The organism is Luteibacter sp. UNCMF331Sha3.1 (assembly GCF_900109915.1).
Classification (GTDB): Bacteria; Pseudomonadota; Gammaproteobacteria; order Xanthomonadales; family Rhodanobacteraceae; genus Luteibacter.
In genome coordinates this window covers 1,657,723-1,680,233 of sequence record NZ_FOBU01000001.1, presented here as the reverse complement: position 1 = coordinate 1,680,233, position 22,511 = coordinate 1,657,723, and the positions used below count along the sequence as shown (strand labels likewise).

21 protein-coding genes are annotated in these 22,511 nt (G+C 64.9%); 12 read left to right on the top strand and 9 right to left on the bottom strand.

The annotated features are described in order from the left end of the window. Nucleotides 1-200: 200 nt before the first annotated feature. On the bottom strand, nt 201-995 hold the full coding sequence (locus BMX32_RS07385; protein WP_029213552.1) for an SDR family NAD(P)-dependent oxidoreductase: 795 nt from the start codon (nt 993-995) through the stop codon (nt 201-203). 132 nt (nt 996-1,127) lie between these two features. On the opposite strand from BMX32_RS07385, the gene BMX32_RS07380 reads away from it, so the two are divergent. After that, nucleotides 1,128-1,517 (top strand): winged helix-turn-helix transcriptional regulator, encoded by a 390-nt coding sequence (locus BMX32_RS07380; RefSeq protein WP_244511452.1) that lies wholly within the window; start codon nt 1,128-1,130, stop codon nt 1,515-1,517. A gap of 6 nt (nt 1,518-1,523) precedes the next feature. Here the strand turns inward: BMX32_RS07380 and BMX32_RS07375 are convergent, their stop codons facing one another. Next, complete coding sequence (locus BMX32_RS07375; RefSeq protein ID WP_211664184.1) at nt 1,524-2,705, bottom strand: MBL fold metallo-hydrolase; 1,182 nt, start codon at nt 2,703-2,705, stop codon at nt 1,524-1,526. A 104-nt stretch (nt 2,706-2,809) separates the two neighbouring features. After that, nucleotides 2,810-3,865, bottom strand: a complete 1,056-nt coding sequence (locus BMX32_RS07370; RefSeq protein ID WP_089976301.1) for an NAD(P)-dependent alcohol dehydrogenase — start codon at nt 3,863-3,865, stop codon at nt 2,810-2,812. Between the two features lie 100 nt (nt 3,866-3,965). On the opposite strand from BMX32_RS07370, the gene BMX32_RS07365 reads away from it, so the two are divergent. Then, nucleotides 3,966-4,865: a LysR family transcriptional regulator gene (locus BMX32_RS07365; protein WP_089976298.1), complete on the top strand. Its 900-nt coding sequence runs from the start codon at nt 3,966-3,968 to the stop codon at nt 4,863-4,865. Between the two features lie 198 nt (nt 4,866-5,063). Further along, nucleotides 5,064-6,260, top strand: coding sequence for an MFS transporter (locus BMX32_RS07360; RefSeq protein ID WP_089976295.1), 1,197 nt, complete (start codon nt 5,064-5,066; stop codon nt 6,258-6,260). A gap of 161 nt (nt 6,261-6,421) precedes the next feature. Here the strand turns inward: BMX32_RS07360 and mnmE are convergent, their stop codons facing one another. The 4 genes from mnmE to rpmH form a co-directional block, all read right to left on the bottom strand. After that, nucleotides 6,422-7,765 (bottom strand): tRNA uridine-5-carboxymethylaminomethyl(34) synthesis GTPase MnmE, encoded by a 1,344-nt coding sequence (gene mnmE, locus BMX32_RS07355; RefSeq protein WP_089976292.1) that lies wholly within the window; start codon nt 7,763-7,765, stop codon nt 6,422-6,424. A 52-nt stretch (nt 7,766-7,817) separates the two neighbouring features. After that, the gene (gene yidC, locus BMX32_RS07350) at nt 7,818-9,515 is read right to left on the bottom strand and encodes a membrane protein insertase YidC (protein WP_089976289.1); all 1,698 of its coding nucleotides are present in this window, start codon (nt 9,513-9,515) and stop codon (nt 7,818-7,820) included. Nucleotides 9,516-9,580: 65 nt separating this feature from the next. Further along, a complete protein-coding gene (rnpA, locus tag BMX32_RS07345; RefSeq protein WP_029213559.1) occupies nt 9,581-9,961 on the bottom strand; it encodes a ribonuclease P protein component in 381 nt (126 codons plus the stop codon). A 14-nt stretch (nt 9,962-9,975) separates the two neighbouring features. After that, on the bottom strand, nt 9,976-10,110 hold the full coding sequence (gene rpmH / locus BMX32_RS07340) for a 50S ribosomal protein L34 (RefSeq protein ID WP_008211413.1): 135 nt from the start codon (nt 10,108-10,110) through the stop codon (nt 9,976-9,978). Nucleotides 10,111-10,301: 191 nt separating this feature from the next. On the opposite strand from rpmH, the gene dnaA reads away from it, so the two are divergent. The 9 genes from dnaA (at nt 10,302) to BMX32_RS07295 (ending at nt 20,775) form a co-directional block, all read left to right on the top strand. After that, entirely contained in the window at nt 10,302-11,657 is a 1,356-nt protein-coding gene (gene dnaA / locus BMX32_RS07335) for a chromosomal replication initiator protein DnaA (RefSeq protein WP_029213560.1), read from the top strand. A 212-nt stretch (nt 11,658-11,869) separates the two neighbouring features. Beyond that, a complete protein-coding gene (dnaN, locus tag BMX32_RS07330; RefSeq protein WP_029213561.1) occupies nt 11,870-12,970 on the top strand; it encodes a DNA polymerase III subunit beta in 1,101 nt (366 codons plus the stop codon). A gap of 88 nt (nt 12,971-13,058) precedes the next feature. Beyond that, on the top strand, nt 13,059-14,141 hold the full coding sequence (recF, locus tag BMX32_RS07325) for a DNA replication/repair protein RecF (RefSeq protein WP_089976283.1): 1,083 nt from the start codon (nt 13,059-13,061) through the stop codon (nt 14,139-14,141). A 68-nt stretch (nt 14,142-14,209) separates the two neighbouring features. Beyond that, the gene (gyrB, locus tag BMX32_RS07320) at nt 14,210-16,654 is read left to right on the top strand and encodes a DNA topoisomerase (ATP-hydrolyzing) subunit B (protein ID WP_089976279.1); all 2,445 of its coding nucleotides are present in this window, start codon (nt 14,210-14,212) and stop codon (nt 16,652-16,654) included. Nucleotides 16,655-16,935: 281 nt separating this feature from the next. Then, nucleotides 16,936-18,240: a tetratricopeptide repeat protein gene (locus BMX32_RS07315; RefSeq protein ID WP_029213929.1), complete on the top strand. Its 1,305-nt coding sequence runs from the start codon at nt 16,936-16,938 to the stop codon at nt 18,238-18,240. 198 nt (nt 18,241-18,438) lie between these two features. Beyond that, on the top strand, nt 18,439-19,101 hold the full coding sequence (locus BMX32_RS07310; protein ID WP_029213930.1) for an energy transducer TonB: 663 nt from the start codon (nt 18,439-18,441) through the stop codon (nt 19,099-19,101). 60 nt (nt 19,102-19,161) lie between these two features. Next, nucleotides 19,162-19,932: a MotA/TolQ/ExbB proton channel family protein gene (locus BMX32_RS07305; protein ID WP_049808741.1), complete on the top strand. Its 771-nt coding sequence runs from the start codon at nt 19,162-19,164 to the stop codon at nt 19,930-19,932. Between the two features lie 13 nt (nt 19,933-19,945). Continuing rightward, the gene (locus BMX32_RS07300; RefSeq protein WP_029213932.1) at nt 19,946-20,365 is read left to right on the top strand and encodes an ExbD/TolR family protein; all 420 of its coding nucleotides are present in this window, start codon (nt 19,946-19,948) and stop codon (nt 20,363-20,365) included. Nucleotides 20,366-20,370: 5 nt separating this feature from the next. Further along, complete coding sequence (locus tag BMX32_RS07295; protein ID WP_029213933.1) at nt 20,371-20,775, top strand: ExbD/TolR family protein; 405 nt, start codon at nt 20,371-20,373, stop codon at nt 20,773-20,775. A 139-nt stretch (nt 20,776-20,914) separates the two neighbouring features. On the opposite strand, the gene BMX32_RS07290 is transcribed toward BMX32_RS07295, so the two are convergent. Next, the gene (locus BMX32_RS07290; RefSeq protein ID WP_089976276.1) at nt 20,915-21,658 is read right to left on the bottom strand and encodes a pyridoxine 5'-phosphate synthase; all 744 of its coding nucleotides are present in this window, start codon (nt 21,656-21,658) and stop codon (nt 20,915-20,917) included. Between the two features lie 141 nt (nt 21,659-21,799). Continuing rightward, a complete protein-coding gene (locus tag BMX32_RS07285) occupies nt 21,800-22,420 on the bottom strand; it encodes a 4'-phosphopantetheinyl transferase family protein (RefSeq protein WP_170843588.1) in 621 nt (206 codons plus the stop codon). Nucleotides 22,421-22,511 lie beyond the last annotated feature (91 nt).

The following is a 22,511-nucleotide window of genomic DNA, read 5'->3' as shown; positions in this document are numbered from 1 at the left end:
GGAAAGCCCGAAGGCGGCGAACACGAAGGAAAGCATGCCGAACCGCAATTACGTAGCGAGTTCGACAGTTTAGCGCGCCTTCGTTCGCGTTGCCGCAGGAGTGGAACGTAACCGCTTGTTGTTGGTGGGAGCCAGCCTGCTGGCTGAGGGTGTTTGCCGCGAGCACCCATGCAGCAGGCGAGCTCCCACCGGGCTTGCGATCAGACGCGGTAGCGCGGGGCGACTTCCTTGCGCGACAGGTTCGGCGCCATGGCAAGGCGCGCATCGCGGTAGGCGATGTACTGGTTCTCGTCCTGCAGCGGCGGGATGGTGATCGTTTCGCCGCGGTCGTAACCGACCAGCGCGGCATCGACCAGATCGGCCGTTTCCATGACCATGCCCGGAAGCAGGGTGTCGACGTCCTTGCCCGACTTCTCCCAGATCTCGGTACGCGTGGCACCCGGGAGCACGGCCTGGACGCGCACGTTCTTCGTCGGCAGCTTGGCGGCGAGACCAAGCGTGAGGTTGACCATGTGCGCCTTCGAGCCGCTGTAGATGCCGTCGAACGCTTCCGGCGCGAACGCCAGCACCGACGCGATGTTGATGATGCCGCCCTTGTCGCGGGCGACGAACGCCTGCGCGGCGGCCGCGGTCAGCAGCGTCGGGGCCAGGATGTTGATCGTGACGATGCGCTCGATGTTGTCGCTGTCGTTATCGAGCGTGCTGCCCTCGAGCGAGATGCCTGCGTTGTTCACGAGCATCGTGATGGCGCTGTCGTCCCGGAGCCGGCGCTCGACGGTCGCGATGTCGGCACGATTCGTCAGGTCGCCTCGGAGCACCTCGACCTTGCGGCCGGTACGGGCGTGGATGTTCCTGGCGACGGCCTCGAGGCGGTCGACGCGACGGGCGACGAGGATGAGGTCGTAACCGCGGTCGGCGAGGCGCTCGGCGTAGAGCTCGCCAATGCCGGACGAAGCGCCCGTGACCAGGGCGGTGCCTTTGTTTTCAGTGCTCATGAGTGACTCCGTATGGGTTAGTTGCAAATTGATAGCTACTGCGTTGCCATACGATAGTGACTCCACTATCATAATGCAATGGACATCGACCGACTTTCTTCAGGCACCTGCGCCATCTCCCGTGGTCTCGCCATGGTGGGAGACGCGTGGAGTGCGCTCATCCTTCGCGACGCCAGCCGCGGCATGACCCAGTTCGACCAGTTCCGGACCAGCCTCGGCATCGCGCCGAACATCCTCTCGCGTCGATTGAAGTCCCTGACGGAGGCGGGTGTCTTGGAAAAGCGCCGCTACAGCGAACGCCCGCCCCGCGACGAATACGTCCTCACCGAGGCCGGTCGCGAGTTCATTCCCATCCTCGCCGCCATGGGCGAATGGGGCCGTCGCTACAACGGCGGAGGCCAGCCGATGTCGCACCTCGTCGACGACACGACGGGCGAAACGATCCATGCGTTGGTGATCGACGAGTCCACGGGTCGGCCACTGCGGGAGATGCCCATGCGGTTGGTGATGCCGGCCGCCTGACCGGCGTCAGGAACAGCGTGGCACGGCGAACAGGTCGTCGGGGTTGCCGTGTCGTGACGCGACGATGGGATGCTGCGCACCGGTGAACCACGGCTGCGGCGGCCACCAGCGAGCGACCGCCGGATGCGTCGTGGGCTCCAACGCCTGGCCCGGTTTCGGAATCAGCACGTCGACGTGGCCGCAACGCGCGGCCGCGAGGATGCGCTCGGGTGGTTCCGTCCACGCGTGATGCGCCAGCTTGATCAGGCCCCAGTGCACCGGGATGAGCGTGCGACCGCGTACCTGTTCGTGCACCCGTACCGCCTGCTCGGGCCCGAGGTGCCAGTCGGGCCATTGCGGATCGTACTGGCCGGCTTCGACCAGCGTGACGTCGAACGGCCCGAACCTCGCGCCGACGTCGGCGAACGTGTCGTTCATGCCGGTGTCGCCGGAGTAGAACGCGCGATGCGCCGGCCCGAGGATCGCGTAGCCCGTCCACAATGTGAGGTTGCTGCGTGCCGACAGGCGGCCCGACGCATGACGCGACGGCGTCGATACGATCCGCACGCCCGCGACGTCCGTTTCCTGCCACCAGTCGAGTTCGGTGATGCGGTCCTCGGGCACGCCCCAGCCCGCGAGGTGCGCCCCGATGCCCAACGGCACGATGAAGCGGACACCGCGTGCATTGAAAGCCTGGATCGATGCGCGGTCGAGATGGTCGTAGTGATCGTGCGAGATCACCACGGCGTCCACGGGCGGAAGCTGTTCGATCGCGACCGGTGGTTGGTACCAGCGCTTCGGGCCGAGCCATGGAAAAGGCGAGGCGCGTTCGCTCCACAACGGGTCGACGACGATGCGCGCGCCGTCGATCTCGAGCAGCATCGACGAATGGCCGAACCACGTAACGCGTAATCCGCTCGCGGGAGGCGCCGCATAAACAGCGGACGAGTCGACCGTCGGCACGGGTGCGTCGGGTTCCTCGCCGGGTCGCGATCGGAAGATCTGGAAAATGCCACCCTTGATGTCGCTGTACATCGGCAGCGGATTGTCGAAGTGGTCGCCGTGCCATTGCGGCGAGCGACGATCACGCGCCGCGCGGGCCCCGTCGGGTCGCGTGCCGATGTTCGGCCATGCCGATACGGCGGCGAACGCGAGGAACGCGACGAGCAGGGCGAGGGCGATCGCGGTGTAGCGGAGGAGTCGACGCACGCGGTGGGGATTCCTTGGCATCGAGAACTCGGGTGGGAGCCAGCCTACTGGCGATGGGTGATTGCCACAAACACCATCGCCAGCAGGCCGGCTCCCACCAGGCCTTACGCGGCGTCCTTCATCGTTGCCATGTCGATGACGAAGCGATAGCGGACGTCGTTCTTCTTCAGGCGCTCGTACGTCTCGTTGATCGAAGCCATGTCGACCACCTCGATGTCCGAAACGATGTTGTGCTCGGCGCAGAAATCCATCATCTCCTGGGTCTCGGCCATGCCGCCGATGGCGGAGCCGGCGATCGTGCGACGCGGGAGCATCAGGCTGCCGCCGGCGAAGGCGTCGATCGGCGTGAGGGCACCGACCAGCACCATCGTGCCGTCGAGCTTCAGCAGGGCGATGTACGGCGCCACGTCGTGCGACACCGGAATCGTGTTGAGCAGGAAGTCGAAGCTGGCCGCCTCGGCCGCCATCGCCTTCTCGTCCTTCGACACCAGCACGGCGTCCGCACCGAGGCGCTTGGCGTCCGCACCCTTGGCTTCCGACGTCGTGATCATCGTGACGTGCGCGCCCATCGCCTTGGCGAACTTCACGCCCATGTGGCCGAGGCCGCCCAGCCCGATGATGCCGACCTTCTGGCCCGCACGGACGTTCCAGTGGCGCAGGGGCGAGTACGTGGTGATGCCCGCGCACAGCAGCGGAGCAGTCGCCTTGAGGTCGAGCTTCTCGGAAATCTTCACCACGAAACGCTCTTCGACCACGATGTCGGTCGAGTAACCGCCCTGCGTCGGCGTGGTCTTGTCCTGCTCCGTGCCGTTATACGTAAAGCTGGTGTGCGTCAGGCAGTACTGCTCGAGGTCCTGCTTGCACGACTCGCAGACGCGGCAGGAGTCGACCATGCAGCCGACGCCGGCATAGTCGCCAACCTTGAGTTTCTTCACGGCGGCGCCCACGGCCTTCACGCGGCCGACGATCTCGTGGCCGGGAACCATCGGAAACACCGAGTTGCCCCAGTCGCCCTTGGCCTGGTGCAGGTCGGAGTGGCATACGCCGCTGAACAGGATCTCGATGTGGATGTCGTGCTCGCCGACATCGCGACGCTGCACCGTGAAAGGAACGAGGGGAGACTCGGCGTCTTTCGCCGCGAACGCTTTGACTTCGAACATGGGTCGGCATCCTCTTCTGGGGGTGAGAACAATAAACTCTCAACAATCGACCCTGCCAACGGGGATTTCGCGATGAATCGTTGAGTTAAACTTGACAATCATGCGCCCTGAAAATCTTTCCCATCTCGCTGCCTTCGCCGCCGTGGCCCGTCATGCCAGCTTCCGGAAAGCGGGGGCGGAGCTCACTTTGACGACGTCGGCCATCAGCTACGCTATCCGGAATCTCGAAGAGCGGCTTGGCGTGGTTCTCTTCCATCGCACCACGCGCAGCGTCTCGCTGACGGAAGCGGGCCAGCGCCTGCTCGAGCGACTGGAGCCCGCCCTGGCCGACGTGGGCGAGGCGCTGGAGGAGATGAACAACTTCCGCGCCACGCCGGCGGGGACTCTGCGCATCAACATGCCCCGCGTCACGGCGCAGCTGCTGCTGCCGGGACTGCTGCCCCGCTTCCTCGAGCGCTACCCCGACATCCATTTCGAAGCCGTCGACAACGATGGCCTGATCGACATCGTGGCCTCCGGATTCGATGCCGGCATCCGTTTCCACGAACACGTGCCCGAGGACATGATCGCGGTCCCGCTGGGCGGGCAGCAGCAGGGGGCCTGCGTCGCGTCGCCGGCGTACATCGCGGCGCAGGGCGTGCCGCGGCATCCCAACGACCTGTTCCGGCACGACTGCATCCGCTTCCGGTTTCCGAGCGGGCGCCTCTACAAGTGGGAGTTCGAGCAGGGCGAAACGAAGCTGGAGCTCGACGTCCGGGGTCGAGTGACGTTCGGCGACCTCCGCCTCGCGCTGGACGCCGCGCTTGCCGGCATCGGCTTCACCCTCGTACTCGAGGATCAGGTGACCGAACTCGTCGCGGCGGGGCGCCTGGTGAAGGTGCTCGAGGACTGGTGCCCGCCATATCCAGGCTTCGTCCTGTATTACCCCAGGCAGCGGCGGGTAACCTCGGCGCTGAGAGCCTTCATCGAATTCGTGCGGGATGAGGACAGTGCGGCCTGAGGCCATCGCCAGCAGGCTGGCTCCCACCCTCCGGTAGCCATGTGGGAGCCAGCCTGCTGGCGATCCCGCGACAGCCGCCAGCCAGCGACGTGGCATCGACCGGTCCAGCGGCGTATCCTGAAGCCATGCTGCGGCGCACCAACGCCGTGCCCCACCGTCCCGAGCCCGCCCATGTCCCCTCACACCCCCGCGCCCGCCATGGGCACGCCGCCCGTTCGCGCCCCTCACGTCGGTCTGGTGATCCTCGCGCTTGCCGTCGGTGGATTCGCCATCGGCACCACCGAATTCGCCTCGATGAGCATGCTGCCCCTGTTCGCGCAGGGCCTGGGCATCGACGCCCCGACCGCGGGCCACGCCATCAGTGCGTACGCGCTGGGTGTCGTGGTGGGCGCGCCGATCATGACGGTGTTGGGCGCGCGCGTGCCGCGCCGGCGCCTGCTGATCGTCCTCATGGCGATGTTCACGGTGTTCAACGGTCTCACCGGCCTGTCGCCCAGCTACCACTGGATGCTGGTGTTCCGGTTTCTCGCCGGCCTGCCCCACGGCGCGTATTTCGGCGTGGCGGCGCTGGTCGCCTCGTCGCTCGTGCCGCCCAACCGGCGCACACGCGCCGTCGGTCAGATGTTCCTCGGCCTGACGGTCGCGACGGTGGTCGGCGTACCGCTGGCGAGCTGGCTCGGACAGGCGGTGGGCTGGCGCTGGGCGTTCGCGCTGGTTGCCGTGCTCGGCGTCGCGACGATGTCGGCGGTCGCGGTCTTCGCGCCCGAAGTGCCCGCCGACAAGGACGCCAGCCCGCTGCGCGAACTCGGCGCGCTGAAGCGCTCGCAGGTGTGGTTCACCCTCGCGATCGGTGCGATCGGCTTTGGCGGCATGTTCGCCGTCTACACCTACCTTGCGGACATCCTGATCGCCGTGACCCACATGCCGCTGCACACGGTGCCGTGGATCATCGGCATCTTCGGCATCGGTCTCACCGCCGGCAACATGGTCGTACCCGCGTTCGCGGACCGCGCGCTGATGCCGACCGCGGGTGGCCTGCTGCTCTGGAGCGCGATCACGCTCGCGCTGTTTCCGTTCGCCGCGGGCAACGTATGGACACTCGGCATCGATGTGTTCTTCATCGGCATCGGTGGCGCGCTCGGCACGGTGCTGCAGACGCGCCTGATGGACGTCGCCGGCGACGCGCAAAGCCTCGCCGCGTCGCTCAACCACTCGGCGTTCAACACCGCGAACGCACTCGGCCCGTTCCTCGGTGGCCTGGCCATCGCGCATGGTTACGGCTGGACGTCGCCCGGTTGGGTCGGTGCGCTGCTGGCGCTTGGTGGTCTGGCGATCTGGGCCGCATCGATCGCGATGGATGGTCGTCGCTCGTCGGTGGCGGTCGAGAGCTGCTGAGTTCCTGCGACGGGTGTCGCCCTTCGCTAGCTACCGTGTCGCGGGCGTGATTCGCCAGCAGGCTGGCGATCCCGCGGCAGCGGGCCTTCTCGCAGCGCCTTCTCTACTGCATGGTGGGAGCCGATCGCATCGACGATCCCGCGCAAGCGGGCCCGCTCGCCTCACTTCCCGATACAGAACGAACTGAAGATCGCGCCAAGCAGATCGTCTGAAGAATAGGTGCCGGTGACCTCACCCAGTGCCTGCTGCGCCTGGCGCAGTTCTTCCGCCGCCAGTTCGCCCGCACGATGCTCGTGCAATGCCGCCGCAGCGCGGTCGAGGTGATCGCGAACGGATTCGAGCGCGACGACATGACGACGCCGTGCGCTGAACGCACCGTCGCCTGCGCCGGCGGTCGCGAGATCCCGAAGCATCCGGCGCAACGCGTCGAGGCCTTCGCCCGTGCGCGCCGATAGCCAGAGCGTTTCGTGATCGTCGCGGCGCTCGCGATGCGCATCGACCTGCGCGAGATCGATCTTGTTGACGACGACGATGCGCGTCGCCTCCGCCGGCATGCCGGCGAAGAAGGCGAGGTCGTCGCGTGCATTCGCTTCGTCGGTAACGAGCAACGCGACGTCGCACCGTTCCAACTGCGCACGTGCGCGGCGGATGCCTTCGCGTTCCACGACGTCGTCCGATTCGCGAAGCCCCGCGGTATCCGCGAGCTCGAGCGTCGCGCCATCGATCGTCACCGATGCACGAAGCACGTCGCGCGTGGTGCCTGGGATGTCGGTGACGATGGCGCGCTCCTCGCCGGCCAGGGCATTGAGCAGGCTCGACTTGCCCGCGTTGGGCCGACCGACGATAGCGACGGCGATGCCGTCGTTGAGACGCACCCCGCGGCGCGTCTCGACGAGCAACGCATCGAGGTTCGCACGCAGGGCCGCGAGGTTGGCGCCGATGACCGGATCGGCGAGAAAGTCGATTTCTTCTTCCGGGAAGTCGATGGCCGCTTCGATGTGCACGCGCAGCGCGACGAGCTCGGCGAGCAGATCGTCGACACGCGCGGAGAACACGCCTTCCATCGAGCGCAACGCGGCACGCGCTCCGGCTTCGGATGTCGCGGCGACCACGTCGGCCACCGCTTCGGCCTGCGCGAGATCGAGCTTGCCGTTGAGGAACGCGCGCTCGGTGAATTCACCGGGACGCGCGAGGCGGGCACCGAGTTCGATCGCGCGGCGAAGCAGGGCGTCGAGCAGCACGGCGCTTCCGTGGCCCTGGAGTTCCAGAACGTGTTCCCCGGTGTACGACGCCGGGGCAGGAAAACTCAGAAGGATGCCGCGATCGATCAGCTCGCCGTCGCGATCGCGGAACGCGGCGAAGTGCGCATGCCGCGGCGTCGGCGCGCGACCGAGAAACGCGCGCGCGATCTCCGGTGCCTTCGGCCCTGAAACGCGAACGGCGCCGACGCCGGCCGCGCCGGCGCCGGTGGCGATGGCCGCGATGGTGTCGTCGCCGTGGGTCATATCGAACCTTGCATGGCGAAGCGGCGCGTCTTTCGACGCGCCGCCCGGTGATTTAAGCCGTCTTGGCCTTGAGATCGGCCTGGTCGACGCTGCGGTTGATCCACCACTGCTGGAGCAGGCTGGTCGCGCCGTTGACCGTCCAGTACAGCACGAGGCCGGAAGGGAAGAAGGCGAAGAAGACACCGAAGATCAGCGGCATCACCTTCATCATCTTGGCCTGCGTCGGATCCATGCCCGCGGTCGGCATCATGCGCTGCGTGAGGAGCGTGACCAGGAAGTAGAGCACCGGCAGCACGTAGAACGGGTCGGGCGCCGAGAGATCGTGGATCCAGCCGACGAACGGCGCCTGGCGCAGCTCGATGGATTCCGACAGCACGCGAAGCAGGCCGATGAAGATGGGGAAGGTGATCAGGATGGGCAGGCAGCCCGCCATCGGGTTCACCTTCTCCTTCTTGTACAGCTCCATCATCGCCTGCTGCATCTTCATGCGGTCGTCGCCGTAACGCTCCTTGAGCGCGGCGACGCGCGGCTGCAGCTTGCGCATGCGCGCACCCGAGCGGAACTGCGCGTCGGTGAGCTTGAACAGCGCGGCCTTGATGAGCAGCACGAGCAGGATGATCGCGACGCCCCAGTTACCGCTGATCGCGTGCAGCTGGGAAAGCAACCAGTGCAGCGGCTGCGCGATGATCGTCAGCCAGCCGTAGTTGCTCGTGAGTTCGAGACCCGGGGCGATCACGTCGAGCGTGCCCTGCAGCTTCGGACCGACATACAGACGCGCGACGCTATCGGCCGACTGCCCCGGTGCCACGGTGATGGCCGGACCGAACGCACGCACGAGGTAACGCGGCGTGGCGGAGTTCGGATCGACGATCGTGCTGCTGTAGGTGACGCTTTCCGCCGCCGGCGGAATCCACGCCACGAAGAAGTAGTGCTGCTGCATGCTGACCCAGCCGCCGCTGATCTGGCGGTTGAGCGGCTTCTTCGCGAAGTCGGCGAAGGGCAGCGACTCGAACTTGTTTTCCGGGCTGTACCACGCCGCACCGAAGAAGCTGTGCTGGGCCGGATCGGTGTACGCCTTGAACCAGTTGACCTTGGCGGCAGGGACGCGCTGCAGCTGCTGATACGCGTTGCCCGTCCACGCCGTGGACGAACCGTTCTCGACGCGCTGGTCGAGGTCGATCACGTAGTCGGTTCGCTTCAGGGTGTAACGCTTGATCACCTTCACGCCGGAGGCGTCGGTCCACGTCAGGTCGATGCTGACCGACTTCTCGCCGTCGGCGATCGTGGCGCTCGTCTTGTCGGCATGGAACAGCGCGCGGTGGTCCGGCGCGGCGCCCGTGTTGCTGACCAGTCCGTCCTGCGCGGCGAAGAAGTGATCCGCGGCGTCGTCCAGCAGTCGTGCCGGCGGCGGGGTGGGATTCTTCTTGGTGGCGGGCTCGGCCGGGTAGGCGAGCATCTCGGAGCGGACGATGCTGCCGCCGCGCGTGTCGATCGTCAGGCGGAGCACGTCGTTCGACAGCGTGACCAGCTCGCCCTTGCCTTCCGTCGCCGCGGCGCTGGCGTCGACCGGCACGCTGGCGGGCGTCGCGGCGCCGGGGATGCTGGCGTCGGCGTTCGGCTTACCGGCATCGGTCTGCGCCGCGGGCGTGGGAGCCGCCGGCTGCGGGCCGTAGTCCTTCTCCCATTCGGTCCACAGCAGGTACGCCACGAACATGAGCGCGAAGAAGAGAAGCGTGCGCGTTTGATTCATTGCTTAGGCCAGATCCGAATGGCGCCCCGGCCGCATGGCCGGGAAAGGCGGGAAGAACGACGAGGTCAACGCGCGATTGTGCCGTCGGCACCCTCGCGCTTCAACGGCCGGATACGGCGAAGCAGGGCATCGAGCTCGGCAAGCAGCGTCGCGCCGGTCTCGTTCACCGCTGTATCGCGGGCCATGACCAGGATGTCCACAGGCGGGAGCGAGGGGCGGGCACGGCGAAAAGCCTCACGCGCCAGGCGCTTGATCCGGTTGCGATCGACCGCGCGTTTGGAACAACGTTTGGAGATGGCCAGCCCGAGGCGGGCGGTGTCTCCGTCGTTGTTTCCGAAGCGCAAAAGAAAACAGCGGCCGCCGAGGCGACCGCTGACTGTTCGCAAGGCGGCAAAGTCGGCGGCGCGGCGTATCCGCGCATCGCGCGGCATGGCTGCGGCACGCACGACCGGCGGACCGCTTACGGGATCAGGCGCTTGCGACCCTTCGCGCGACGGGCGTTCAGGATCTTGCGGCCGTCGGCGGTGGCCATGCGGGCGCGAAAGCCGTGCGTGCGGGCACGCTTGAGCTTGCTGGGCTGGAAAGTACGCTTCATGGCGCTGACGTCCGAGTGAAGATGGAAAAAGGCCCGAAAGTATGCGTGACATTCCGTAGGACTGTCAACCGCTTGGAGAACGGGCGAAAGCGTCGCAGGGCGCGACGGCGAATCCGAGGCCGGGACGGAAGGCTGGTAGACTTCGTCGTCCACCCCGCGCGCACGCGCCTCTTCTGTGGCAAGAATACCCGATGAGTGATCTCTGGAGGCGCTGTCTCGAGCGTCTTGAAGGCGAACTGACGTCCGAAGACGTCCATACCTGGCTGATGCCGTTGCAGGCCAGGGAGGATGCGACCGGACTCTACCTGTATGCGCCTAATCCGTATTCGCTGGACACCGTCCGCGAACAGTACCTGGGCAAGATCGCGTCGATCGTCGAGCACCTGACCGGCCGCGCCCTGCCCGTGCGGCTGGAAGTCGGCTCGTCGGCCGCGCGCCCGGCACCGGCGAGGCCGGCGTCGTCCGTCGCCCCGCCTGCGACACACGCCGCGCCGCGCGTGGTGGAAGCCGCGCCCGAGCCACCGCATGTGCACAACCTCGATCCGCACTACACGTTCGAAACCTTCGTCGAGGGCAAGTCGAACCAGCTCGGCAAGGCCGCGGCGATGCAGGTCGCGATGAATCCCGGTCGCGCGTACAACCCGTTGCTGCTGTACGGCGGCACCGGTCTGGGCAAGACCCATCTCATGCATGCGGCCGGCAACATGCTGATGCAGAACAATCCCGGCGCGAAGGTGCTCTACCTGCGCTCGGAGCAGTTCGTCAGCGGCATGGTGAAGGCCCTGCAGCAGAAGAACATGGACGACTTCAAGCGGCGCTTCCGTTCGGTCGACGCGCTGCTGATCGACGACATCCAGTTCTTCGCCGGCAAGGACACGACGCAGGAAGAGTTCTTCCACACGTTCAACGCGCTGTTCGAGGCCAAGCAGCAGATCATCCTCACCTGCGACCGCTACCCGAAGGAACTCGACAAGCTCGAGCCGCGCCTCAAGTCGCGCCTGGGCTGGGGCCTTTCGGTGGCGATCGAGCCGCCGGACTTCGAGACGCGTGCCGCCATCCTGCTGTCGAAGGCGGCGGAAAAGGACATGGAAGTGTCCGAAGACGTCGCGATGCTGCTGGCCAAGCGCATCCGCTCGAACGTGCGCGACCTCGAGGGCGCGCTCAACACGCTGGCGGCACGGGCCAACTTCTACCGCAAGCCCATCACGACCGACTTCGCCGAGGAAACGCTCCGCGACCTCCTTAATACGCATGCACAGGCCGTCACCGTCCCCAACATCCAGAAGACGGTGGCCGACTACTACCAGGTGCGCCTGTCCGACCTGCTCTCGAAGCGCCGTGTGCGTTCGCTGGCGCGTCCCCGTCAGGTGGCCATGGCCCTCTCCAAGGAACTGACCGAGCACAGCCTGCCCGAGATCGGAGAGGCATTCGGGGGCAGGGACCACACGACGGTGCTGCACGCGTGCCGCACGATCCGCGGATTCTGCGAAAAAGACGTGCGCATGCGTCAGGACTGGGAACAGCTCATCCGTATATTGACGGGCTGAGAAGCTGTGGATAATAGGTGGATGGACAGAGGATCGTTTCGAGGCCTGAAGTTATCCACAAGGCACCCACACGAAACCGCACGTGAAGGCCAATCGATATCAACACGCAAATATCTGAAATTCAATATGATTTCAGACTTTTCAAGATATCCACTGGCCCTACTACAACCACTAAATAAATCTTAAAAACTAAAAGCAGGAGTAGGGGACGCATGCAATTCAGCATCCAGAGGGAAGTACTGCTCAAACCCCTGCAGCAAGTGGTGGGTGTCGTCGAACGCCGCCAGACGCTGCCCGTGTTGGCCAACCTTCTGGTTCGCGCCTCCGGTAGCGAGGTTTCGTTCACGGGTACCGATCTCGAAGTGGAGATGATCGCCACCACCGCCGCCGATGGCGTGCAGGAAGGCGAAATCACGATTCCGGCGCGCAAGCTGTTCGACATCGTTCGTGCGCTGCCGGATGGCGCGAAGATCGACCTCAAGTTGAACGGCGAGCGCGTGGCGCTCAACGCCGGTCGCAGCCGCTTCACGCTGGCGACGTTGCCGGCTTCGGAGTTTCCGACGATCGACGAGATCGAACTCGTCGAACGGGTCACGCTGCCGGAGGAAGTCCTGCGCGATCTCATGGACCGCACGGCCTTCGCCATGGCGAACCAGGATGTGCGCTACTACCTCAACGGCATGCTGCTGGATCTCCAGGAACATACGCTGCGCTGTGTGGCGACGGACGGCCATCGCCTGGCACTGAAGGAAACGAAGCTGGAGAGCTCGGTTTCGGCCCGCCGCCAGATCATCATCCCCCGCAAGGGCGTCAACGAGCTGATCGGTCTCTTCGAATCCGGCGAAGGCTCGGTGGAACTCGAATTCGGTCGCAATCACCTGCGCGTGCGCCGTGGTGGTGTCGTTTTCACCTCCAAGCTGATCGACGGCCGTTTCCCGGACTACGAAGCGGTGATTCCGCTGGGTGCCGACAAGTCGGCCACCATCGAGCGCGACGTGCTGCGCAGCGCCCTGCAGCGCGCCGCGATTCTCTCGAACGAGAAGTACCGCGGGGTGAAGCTCGAGCTGACGCCCGGTCATATCAAGATCGTGGCCCACAACCCCGAGCAGGAAGAAGCTCAGGAAGAGGTCGAAGCCGAGACGGTGGTCGACGATCTCGCGGTCGGCTTCAACGTGGGCTATCTGCTGGACGCGCTGGGCGCACTTCGCGGCGACAAGGTGCGGATCAACCTCCGCGATGCCCAGTCGAGCTGCCTCCTGCAGGAGGAGGGCAACGACGAGGCTCGCCACGTGGTGATGCCGCTTCGCCTCTGACGCGTCTCGCGTTAGAGTTCGGCCACGACGCCGGGGATGTCTTCGACACCCCGGCGTCGTTCGTTATGGAACGGGGAAAACCGGCGGGATGAAGTTCGAGTCGTTGCGGATTAGTGGATTGCGGTGCCTGGAGGGCGTGTCGTTGACGCCGGCTGGGGGCATCAACGTCTTCGTCGGGCCGAATGGCGCAGGCAAGACGAGCGTCCTCGAAGCCGCTTACCTGCTGTCGCATGGGCGCTCGTTCCGGGCGGGGTCCCGGGACGTGCTGCTGAAGCGAGGCGCTTCGGTGCTTTCGGTGTTCGCCGAGGTCCGCACGGCAGACGGCAGGACGCGTCGTCTCGGCCTCGGCCGAGAAAGTGGTCGCTGGCAGGCAAGGGTCGACGGCGATGCGGCCGCATCGCTGGGCGCCTTGGTTCAGGAGTGCGCCGTCGTTTGCTTCGAACCAGGCTCGCACGACCTGATCGCGGGCCCGTCCGACGAACGGCGCCGGTTTCTCGACTGGGGTTTGTTCCACGTGGAACACGCGTTCGTGAATCAATGGCGTCGGTATCAAAGGGCTCTGAAACAGCGAAACGCTGCCCTTCGCGTGGGTGGAAACCTCGATCCCGGGCTTCTGGCCCCCTGGGAGGCCGAATTGAGCCAGTCGGGCGAGGCAATTACCACGTTTCGCCGTGACTACATGGACCGCCTGATGCCTCACGTCCGGGCATTCATGGCCAACGTCCTGCCGGAACTGGGCGAGTTCACCGTCCGATATCGTCCCGGATGGGACGACGCGGCGGATCTGGCGACCACGCTTGCCGAGCGCCGTCTCCGCGACCTCGGGAGAGGGCATACCACCGTCGGCCCCCATCGAGCCGATTTCACCATCGCCTTCGAACACGCGCCGATGCGCGAGCATCTGTCTCGTGGGCAGGAAAAGCTTTGTGCTCTGGCCTGCCTTCTGGGGCAGGCATCGCTGCACGCGGAGATCCGCGGAGAATGGCCTGTCGTCTGCCTCGACGACCTTGCATCCGAGCTCGATCGCACCCATCAAGAGTGGGTAGTCGCGCAGCTTTTAGGCCGCGACGTCCAGGTCTTCGTCACGGGAACGGAGATCCCTTCCGCCCTTGCCGAGCAGCCGGTGACTGTGTTCCACGTGGAACAGGGTTCGGTCACGGCTTTGCTATAATCGACCGACTGTCCCGAAGCTTCCGCGCCGCATCGGGGCCGCTCTCTGGCGCCATTACCAGGCATCGCATGAACGAACCTCTCGATCCGACGAATTCGAACGCCTACGACTCCGGCAGCATCAAGGTCCTCAAGGGCCTGGAAGCCGTCCGTAAGCGCCCCGGCATGTACATCGGCGATACCGACGACGGTACGGGCCTGCACCACATGGTGTTCGAAGTCGTTGACAACGCCATCGACGAAGCCCTGGCTGGCTATTGCGACTACGTGACCGTCACCATCCACCAGGATGGCTCCGCCAGCGTGGCCGACAACGGCCGTGGCATCCCGGTCGACACGCATCCGGAAGAGGGAAGGTCCACCGCCGAGGTCGTCATGACCGTGCTCCACGCCGGCGGTAAGTTCGACGCGAACTCGTACAAGGTGTCCGGCGGCCTCCACGGCGTGGGCGTCTCCGTGGTGAACGCCCTCAGCGAGAAGCTCTGGCTCACCATCTGGCGCGACGGGAAGGAATACCGCCAGGAATACGCCCACGGCGAACCGGTGGCGCCGATCGCCGCCGGTGCCGACACGAATCGTCGCGGCACCATGGTCCGTTTCCTGCCCAGCCCGGCCACGTTCACCAGCAACATCGAGTTCCACTACGACATCCTGGCGAAGCGTCTGCGCGAGCTGGCGTTCCTCAATTCGGGCGTCACCATCGAGCTCGTCGACGAGCGCAACGACCGCAAGGACATCTTCGCGTACGAGGGCGGCATCAAGTCCTTCGTCCAGCACCTGGCGCAGCTGAAAACCGCGCTGCATCCCACGGTCATCAGCTTCAGCGCCCAGATGGAAGGCATTACCGTCGAAGTCGCGATGCAGTGGACGGATGCGTACCAGGAAACGATGTTCTGCTTCACCAACAACATCCCGCAGCGCGACGGTGGCACCCATTTGACGGGCTTCCGCGCCGCGCTCACGCGCACGCTGCAGAACTACATCGAGAAGGAAGGCCTGGCGAAGAACGCCAAGGTGGGCCTCTCGGGCGACGACATGCGCGAAGGCATGATCGCCGTGCTCTCGGTCAAGGTGCCGGATCCGAAGTTCTCGTCGCAGACCAAGGACAAGCTGGTTTCCAGCGAGGTGAAGACCGCGGTCGAGCAGGTCGTCAACGACAAGCTCGCCGAGTTCCTCCTCGAGCATCCGTCGGAAAGCCGGAACATCGCCTCCAAGGCGGTGGACGCCGCCCGTGCCCGCGAAGCCGCTCGCAAAGCCCGCGAAATGACGCGCCGGAAGGGCGCGCTCGATATCGCGGGCCTGCCGGGCAAGCTCGCCGACTGCCAGGAAAAGGATCCGGCGCTGTCCGAACTGTTCCTGGTCGAGGGTGACTCCGCAGGCGGCTCGGCCAAGCAGGGTCGCAACCGTCGCACGCAGGCCGTGCTGCCGCTCAAGGGCAAGATCCTCAACGTCGAGAAGGCCCGCTTCGACAAGATGATCTCCTCCGCCGAAGTCGGCACGCTGATCACCGCGCTCGGCACGGGTATCGGCAAGGAGGAATACAACCCGGACAAGCTGCGCTACCACCGCATCATCATCATGACCGACGCGGACGTCGACGGATCGCACATCCGCACGCTGCTGCTTACCTTCTTCTACCGTCAGATGCCGGAGCTGATCGAGCGCGGCCACGTCTACATCGGCCTGCCGCCGCTGTACAAGGTGAAGCAGGGCAAGCAGGAGATGTACATCAAGGACGACGCCGTCCTCAACGAGTACCTCATCGCCAGCGCCGTGGACAACGCCTCGCTGGTGCCGGAAGAGGGCGCACCCGGCATCGATGGCGCCACGCTCGAGAAGCTGCTGCGCGACTACCAGAGCTCGCTCGACCAGATCGCCCGCCTCAGCCACCGCTTCGATGTCGCGGCCCTGACGGCGATGATCGAGCACGCCCCGATGGCGGACGGACTGTGGTCCGACGCGGCCGCCATGCAGACGTGGCTGGACGGTCTCGCCACGCGCCTCAGCGCCAGTGGCCTCGGCAAGCCGACGTACGCGCTTCGTTTCCGTCCGACGCTGAACGAACTGCAGGGTGCCGCGATCGAGGTCGAGCGCATGCAGCACGGCCTCAGCCACACCTGGATCATGCCGCAGGCCTTTTTCTCCGGCATCGAATACCGGGCCATCCAGTCGATCTCGCAGCAGCTCTCGCAGCTCGGCCTCCAGCCGGGTGCCGTGGTTCGCCGCGGCAATGCATCGCGTGGTGTGCTCAGCTTCGCCGACGTGCGTAACTGGCTGCTCGACGAAGCCAAGAAGGGCCGCACGATCCAGCGCTTCAAGGGTCTCGGCGAAATGAACCCGGAGCAGCTGTGGGAAACGACGGTGAACCCGGAGACCCGTCGCATGCTGCAGGTGGGCATCGAAGACGCCGTCGCCGCCGATCAGATGTTCTCCATGTTGATGGGCGAGGCCGTCGAGCCGCGTCGCGAGTTCATCGAAGCGAATGCACTGAAGGTCGCCAACCTCGACATCTGACGCATACGCGTCCGTATGGTGCGAATCGAAGGCCCGGTCGGCGACGACCGGGCCTTTTTTTGCTCCCCACCGGGCCCGATCGGCGCGTGGACAAAAATGGCGTTTTCAAGCCAACCTTTGGCCCATAAAACCGTCAGTACAAACATTCTTCTAACAAGTCATTGTTTTGGTTATTTTTTTTTCTTGCACTGCGACTTGTTCTTAGGAATCGAATCGGGTTAACCTCTGTAGTCCCCCGGAGAGCCGCCATGTGCGCCGACTCCTACAACAGAGGTGAGTCAATGAAACAGGGTTCCTTCTCGAAGTTCGCACTCGCAACGGCCATCGCGCTTTCCCTTGTCGGCGGCGCGGCATCCGCGCGCGACAGCAAGAAAGACGAGCCCAAGAAGGAAGTCCTGTATCCGAACGCCACGCGTTCGGAGCCGAAGCTCGACCTCAAGAGCGAAAAAGACCAGAAGGCCATCCAGGAAGGTCTCGACGCCGCGAACAACGGTGAGAAGGACAAGGCCCTCCAGATCCTGACGCCGATCGCCGACGGTTCGGGTACCAGCAGCAAGTACGCGCAGGCGCTGGCGCTCCAGGGCATCGCGAACCTCAAGTACAACGACGGCGACGTCAAGGGCGCCATCGTCGACCTCAAGAAGGCGCTCGACATCGGCGTCATGCCGAACGACACGTACTTCCAGCTGAAGTACATGTACACGCAGTTCCTCGTGGCCGACGAGCAGTACGCACCGGCGCTGCAGTCGCTGCAGGAATGGCGCGCCGAGGGCAAGAAGGAAACGGCCGACTCCTACGGTCTCGAAGGCAACATCGACTACCGTCTCGAGAAGTACCCGGAAGCCATCGCCGCCATCACCAAGGCGAAGTCGATGCCGGACGCGAAGCCGCAGGGCTCGTGGGACCAGATCCTCGCCGCCAGCTATTCGGAGACGGGTCAGGGTGACAAGGCCGCCGCGCTCGCGACGGAAGCGCTCGCCAAGAATCCGAACGACGCGACCACGCTGAACAACGCAGCCTCGTCGCTGATCCAGGCGCAGAAGTATCCGGAAGCGATCGCGCTGCTCGAGAAGGCCCGCAGCGCCGGCGCGTTCAAGGACGAGAAGCAGTACGTCAATCTCGCCAAGGTCTACCTGATCGACGGTCAGGAGCACACCGATCGCCAGGCGGCGAATGCCGCCAAGGCCGCGGCCGTGCTGAAGGAAGGCTTCGACAAGGGCGTGGTCCAGAAGACCGGCGAGAACTACAACCTGCTGGGTGACTCCTACGTCACTGGCGACGACATGAAGAATGCCGTCGGCGCCTACACGCAGGCTGCGGCCGTCGCCACCAACGGCGAGCCGGCGCTGAAGGTCGCGCGTGTGCAGCTTCAGGAGAATCAGTATTCCGCCGCCAAGAAGTCAGCGACGGATGCCATCAGCAAGGGTGTGCAACATAAGGGTCAAGCCTACATGGTGCTCGCGGAAGCCGAGCGTGGTCTGAAGAACAAAGCGGGTGCCATCGAAGCCATGAAAAAGGCGGCGCAGGACCCCGAAACGTCTGCCAAGGCCAACGCCTGGTTGAAAACCGCAGGTACCGGTAAGTAAGCGCTTGTAAAGCCCCGAAAGTAAGGCTTGTGACCCGTCATAAATCTTCCCTTCAGGTGCTATACAAACGCCATATGCTGGTGTAACTTGCATATCTTTCCGCTTGCAGAAACCTGCGTTTTCGGCATTGTCAACCCGCCGAACGCCGGAAGAGCAGTGCGGGCTCACTTCCGCTTGATTAGCTCTTGATAGTGACTGATGGCCTCAAGTAACGAATCAACCGGCCAAGCGCCGTTCAGTTGGGGGCGCACAAGTGCGTTGGCTGTAGCCATCGCATTGCACTCGTTTGCCTTCCTGCTGCTGGTCGCGCCCATGGCGCCGCCCAAGACGCAGGAAAAGCAGAAAGAGAAGGTGGTACAGGTCGACTTCATCGAACCGCCGCCGCCGCCCCCGCCTCCTCCGCCGCCGCCGCCGGAACCCCCCAAGCAGCCGCCGCCGAAAATTATTCAGCAGGTGAAACCGCCACCGACACCGCCGCCGCCGGCTCCGCCGCCGCCTGCCGTGGAAGAGGCGAGCACGAATGCCGTTCCTGCACCGCCGCCGGCGCCTCCCGCGCCGCCAGCACCGCCGGCCGACATCGCGCCTAGCGAAAATCTGTCGTACCGTCAGCGCAACCCGCCAAAGTATCCGCCGCAGGCGGTTCGCCAGCGGCATGAAGGTACGGTGGTTCTTCTGGTCCTCGTAGGTGTCGACGGTTCGCCGAAGGACATCCAGGTCGACCAGTCGAGCGGTTTCCGCGAACTGGACAAGGCAGCGCAGGATGCGGCCAGGAACTGGCGATTCAACCCGGGCAAGCGAGGCGGTCAGGCCGTCGAAGGCTATGCACGTGTCCCCGTTACGTTCAACCTAAACCAGCTGTAAGTTAGTCCTCACACTTACTTACATCTTTAAGTTCACGCTTGACTTCCCAAGGGTAGCGTTATGTTGCAAGACACCTCCGCTCAGCCTGCTAATCCAGGTCAGAACTCGAATGCCGACGCCCTGAAGCAGATGGGCTTCGACCACCTCATCCACAACTTCGACTTCCTCGGTTGGATTGTGTTCGTGGTGCTGGTCGCGATGTCGGTGCTTTCGTGGTACTTCATCGTCGCCAACTTCATCCGTAACAGCCTGGTGCGTTCGCGCGCCGACAAGGTCATCCAGGGCTTCTGGAACACCTCGTCGACCCAGGAAGCCATTCGTATGCTCGAAGAGCAGCCGAAGGGCGAACCGTTCTCGAAGATCGCACTCGATGCCGCTTCGGCCGTCGCTCACCACCAGCAGGCTGCTGGCGGTCGCCTCGCCGAGACGCTGTCGCGTTCGGAATTCATCGATCGCGCCCTGCGCCAGGCCGTCGCTCGCGAGAGCCTGCGTCTGGAAGGCGGCCTGACCCTGCTCGCCACGGTCGGTTCGTCGGCTCCGTTCATCGGTCTTCTCGGTACGGTGTGGGGTATCTACCACGCACTGATCGGTATCGCCGCTTCGGGTTCCGCGTCGATGGATAAGGTCGCTGGCCCCGTCGGTGAGGCGCTGATCATGACCGCGTTCGGTCTGTTCACCGCTATCCCGGCCGTGCTCGCGTACAACTTCTTCATGCGCTCGAACCGCCTGACCTACGCCCAGTTCGACGAATTCGCGCACGACCTGCACGACTTCTTCGCCACGGGCGCCCGCGTCGAAGGCACCGCTCCGGTTGCCGTCGTCAAGAAGTAAGAGGAACTGACCCATGGCTATGAGCAGCGGGGGCAACTCCGGTGGGCCGATGTCGGAAATCAACGTCACGCCGCTCGTCGACGTGATGCTGGTTCTGCTGATCATCTTCATGATCACGGCACCGCTGATGTCCCACAAGGTCCAGATCGATCTGCCGAAGGCTAATCCGAACGTTAAGGATGACACCCCGGTCGAGCCGATGGATCTCGCGGTCAAGCCGGACGGTACGTACTTCCTCAATGACGGCGAAGTCAGCGAGGCTGAACTGAAGGCTCAGTTCGCGGTTGCGGCGGCGAAGTCGCCGCAGCCGGAACTCCAGATCCGTGCCGATCGCACCACCGAGTATCGTGTGGTGAAGAAGATCCTTGGCGACGCCAAGGATGCCGGTATGGTCCACGTCGGCTTCATGTCGACCGGCAAGGCTGGGGAGTAACGAACATGGCATTCAGCTCAGGCAACTCTGGTGGCCCGATGTCGGACATCAACGTCACGCCGCTCGTCGACGTGATGCTGGTGCTCCTGATCATCTTCATGATCACGGCTCCGATGCTGTCGCATAAGATCAAGATCGATCTGCCGCAGCCGAACCCGAACATCGTCAACCCAGATAATCCGCCGGATCCCGTCCGGCTGCAGATTCGCCAGGATGGCTCGCTGTACTGGAACGACACACCGGTCGACGAGCTGGGCCTCAAGGCTCAGATCGCGGTGATCGCCCAGCAGTCGAACCAGCCGGAACTGCAGATCGACGCGGATGACGCGGTTCAGTACGAGGCAGTGGCTCGCGTGCTTTCCGACGCGAAGGGCCAGGGCCTGACCAAGATCGGTTTCGTCAACAACTGATCGGTCGTCCGGTAAGACCAGAAACCCCGCCTCCCGGCGGGGTTTTTTTATGGCCAGGTTTTGGTGGGAGCCAGCCTGCTGGCGATGCGCGCTCGCGGTAAGCCCCCGGCGCCAGCAGACTGGCTCCCACCGAATGGCGTTACTTCAGGATCCCGAGGTACGCGCGCACCGTGGGCGCGAGGCCCTGGTACAACGCCTCGCTGATCAACGCGTGGCCGATCGACACCTCGGCCAGCCCGGGGATCGCCGCCTTGAACGTGCCAAGGTTCGCCTGGCTCAGATCGTGGCCGGCATTCACCGCCAGACCCGCCTGCTGCGCGCGTTGCGCGGTCTCGGCGAACGATGCGAGCTCCTTGCGCGCGTCGCCGTCGTGAAACGCCTCGGCATACGGTCCGGTGTAGAGTTCGATGCGCTGCACACCGATCGCCTTCGCGTCTTCGAACCCTTCGCCGCCGGCGTCGACGAAGACGCTGACGCGGCAGCCGATCTCGCGAAACGCCGCGACGACGGGCTTGAGCATTTCGATGTCCTTCGTGAGGTCGAAGCCATGGTCCGACGTGATCTGGCCGTCGCCATCGGGCACGAGCGTGACCTGCGTCGGACGCACTTCACGGCACAGCGCGAGCAGGCCAGGATACGCGCCGCGCGGGCCCGCGAACGGATTGCCTTCGATGTTGTATTCCACGCGTCCACGCAGCAGGCTGGCCAGCGTGCGTACATCGGCCGGCGTGACATGGCGCATGTCGGGTCGGGGGTGGACGGTGAGGCCACCGCACCCGGCGTCGATGCACGTGTTCGCCGCGGTGGCGATGTCGGGTTCGTTGCCGCCACGCGAGTTGCGCAGCACGGCGATCTTGTTGAGGTTGACGCTGAGTAGGGTCATCGACGGTCCATAAAAAAACGCACGCCACCATTGCGACGTGCGTAATGACTGTCGTCCCAGCATAACTCGCCACGTCCTTGTGGCGCACTCCACGGCTCACTCCACACACATGGACTAAGACACGGGTCGACCGCCAAAGGTTCAAAGTGCAAATGTGAAGACGCGGATTCGCCGCGGCTCGCCGCGCCATGCGACGGCCGACATGACGTCGGCGCCCAGCGCGAGCGGGTGCACCTGCCAGCGGGATGCCGGCGCGATCTCACCCTCGAATGCGAAGGGTATGATCCCGTCGCCGTCGAGCCGGAACGACGCCCGGTGCAACCCGTACGACAGCCCACCGCCGTGGGCCTTCAGGACCGCTTCCTTCGCCGTCCAGAGGCGGATGAACGCGCCGAGACGCTCGTCGCCTTCACGTGCCGCGAGGGCGTCCGTCTCGTCGGGTGCGAAGAATCGCCGCGACAGTTCAAGCGCCCTCGGCCGCGGGCGGACGGTCTCCACATCGATGCCGAGCTGGAAGCCAGGTGCGCCCCGGCCCACCGCCAGCAGCGCGATGTCCCCGCTATGGCTCCAGTTGAAACCGAGCGAGTCGAATGGCGCCGGCAGAAACGGTTTGCCGTGCTCACCACGCGCGATGGCGGGAGCGTCGGTGCCCGCGTAGCCACCGATCAGTCGCGCGAACGCGGCCTCGCCGGCACCGCCGGACCAGGTGCTGCGCCAGATGTGGATTTCGTGCTCCGTGAGTTCGGGGATCGCTTGCGTCATCGGCATCATCCTGAGGTACGACCGGGCATCGAGGCAAACCGAATCGCCAGCAGGCTGGCTCCCACCAAAGCATCCACGGCGGAGCGAAGCC

What these genes read in the sequence shown, in the direction of transcription:
- BMX32_RS07385 (WP_029213552.1), bottom strand. Translation starts at nt 995, where the DNA reads ATGAGCACTGAAAACAAAGGCACCGCCCTGGTCACGGGCGCTTCGTCC.
- BMX32_RS07380 (WP_244511452.1), top strand. Translation starts at nt 1,128, where the DNA reads ATGGTGGGAGACGCGTGGAGTGCGCTCATCCTTCGCGACGCCAGCCGC.
- BMX32_RS07370 (WP_089976301.1), bottom strand. Translation starts at nt 3,865, where the DNA reads ATGTTCGAAGTCAAAGCGTTCGCGGCGAAAGACGCCGAGTCTCCCCTC.
- BMX32_RS07365 (WP_089976298.1), top strand. Translation starts at nt 3,966, where the DNA reads ATGCGCCCTGAAAATCTTTCCCATCTCGCTGCCTTCGCCGCCGTGGCC.
- BMX32_RS07360 (WP_089976295.1), top strand. Translation starts at nt 5,064, where the DNA reads ATGGGCACGCCGCCCGTTCGCGCCCCTCACGTCGGTCTGGTGATCCTC.
- mnmE (WP_089976292.1), bottom strand. Translation starts at nt 7,765, where the DNA reads ATGACCCACGGCGACGACACCATCGCGGCCATCGCCACCGGCGCCGGC.
- yidC (WP_089976289.1), bottom strand. Translation starts at nt 9,515, where the DNA reads ATGAATCAAACGCGCACGCTTCTCTTCTTCGCGCTCATGTTCGTGGCG.
- rpmH (WP_008211413.1), bottom strand. Translation starts at nt 10,110, where the DNA reads ATGAAGCGTACTTTCCAGCCCAGCAAGCTCAAGCGTGCCCGCACGCAC.
- dnaA (WP_029213560.1), top strand. Translation starts at nt 10,302, where the DNA reads ATGAGTGATCTCTGGAGGCGCTGTCTCGAGCGTCTTGAAGGCGAACTG.
- dnaN (WP_029213561.1), top strand. Translation starts at nt 11,870, where the DNA reads ATGCAATTCAGCATCCAGAGGGAAGTACTGCTCAAACCCCTGCAGCAA.
- recF (WP_089976283.1), top strand. Translation starts at nt 13,059, where the DNA reads ATGAAGTTCGAGTCGTTGCGGATTAGTGGATTGCGGTGCCTGGAGGGC.
- gyrB (WP_089976279.1), top strand. Translation starts at nt 14,210, where the DNA reads ATGAACGAACCTCTCGATCCGACGAATTCGAACGCCTACGACTCCGGC.
- BMX32_RS07315 (WP_029213929.1), top strand. Translation starts at nt 16,936, where the DNA reads ATGAAACAGGGTTCCTTCTCGAAGTTCGCACTCGCAACGGCCATCGCG.
- BMX32_RS07310 (WP_029213930.1), top strand. Translation starts at nt 18,439, where the DNA reads ATGGCCTCAAGTAACGAATCAACCGGCCAAGCGCCGTTCAGTTGGGGG.
- BMX32_RS07305 (WP_049808741.1), top strand. Translation starts at nt 19,162, where the DNA reads ATGTTGCAAGACACCTCCGCTCAGCCTGCTAATCCAGGTCAGAACTCG.
- BMX32_RS07300 (WP_029213932.1), top strand. Translation starts at nt 19,946, where the DNA reads ATGGCTATGAGCAGCGGGGGCAACTCCGGTGGGCCGATGTCGGAAATC.
- BMX32_RS07295 (WP_029213933.1), top strand. Translation starts at nt 20,371, where the DNA reads ATGGCATTCAGCTCAGGCAACTCTGGTGGCCCGATGTCGGACATCAAC.
- BMX32_RS07290 (WP_089976276.1), bottom strand. Translation starts at nt 21,658, where the DNA reads ATGACCCTACTCAGCGTCAACCTCAACAAGATCGCCGTGCTGCGCAAC.
- BMX32_RS07285 (WP_170843588.1), bottom strand. Translation starts at nt 22,420, where the DNA reads ATGACGCAAGCGATCCCCGAACTCACGGAGCACGAAATCCACATCTGG.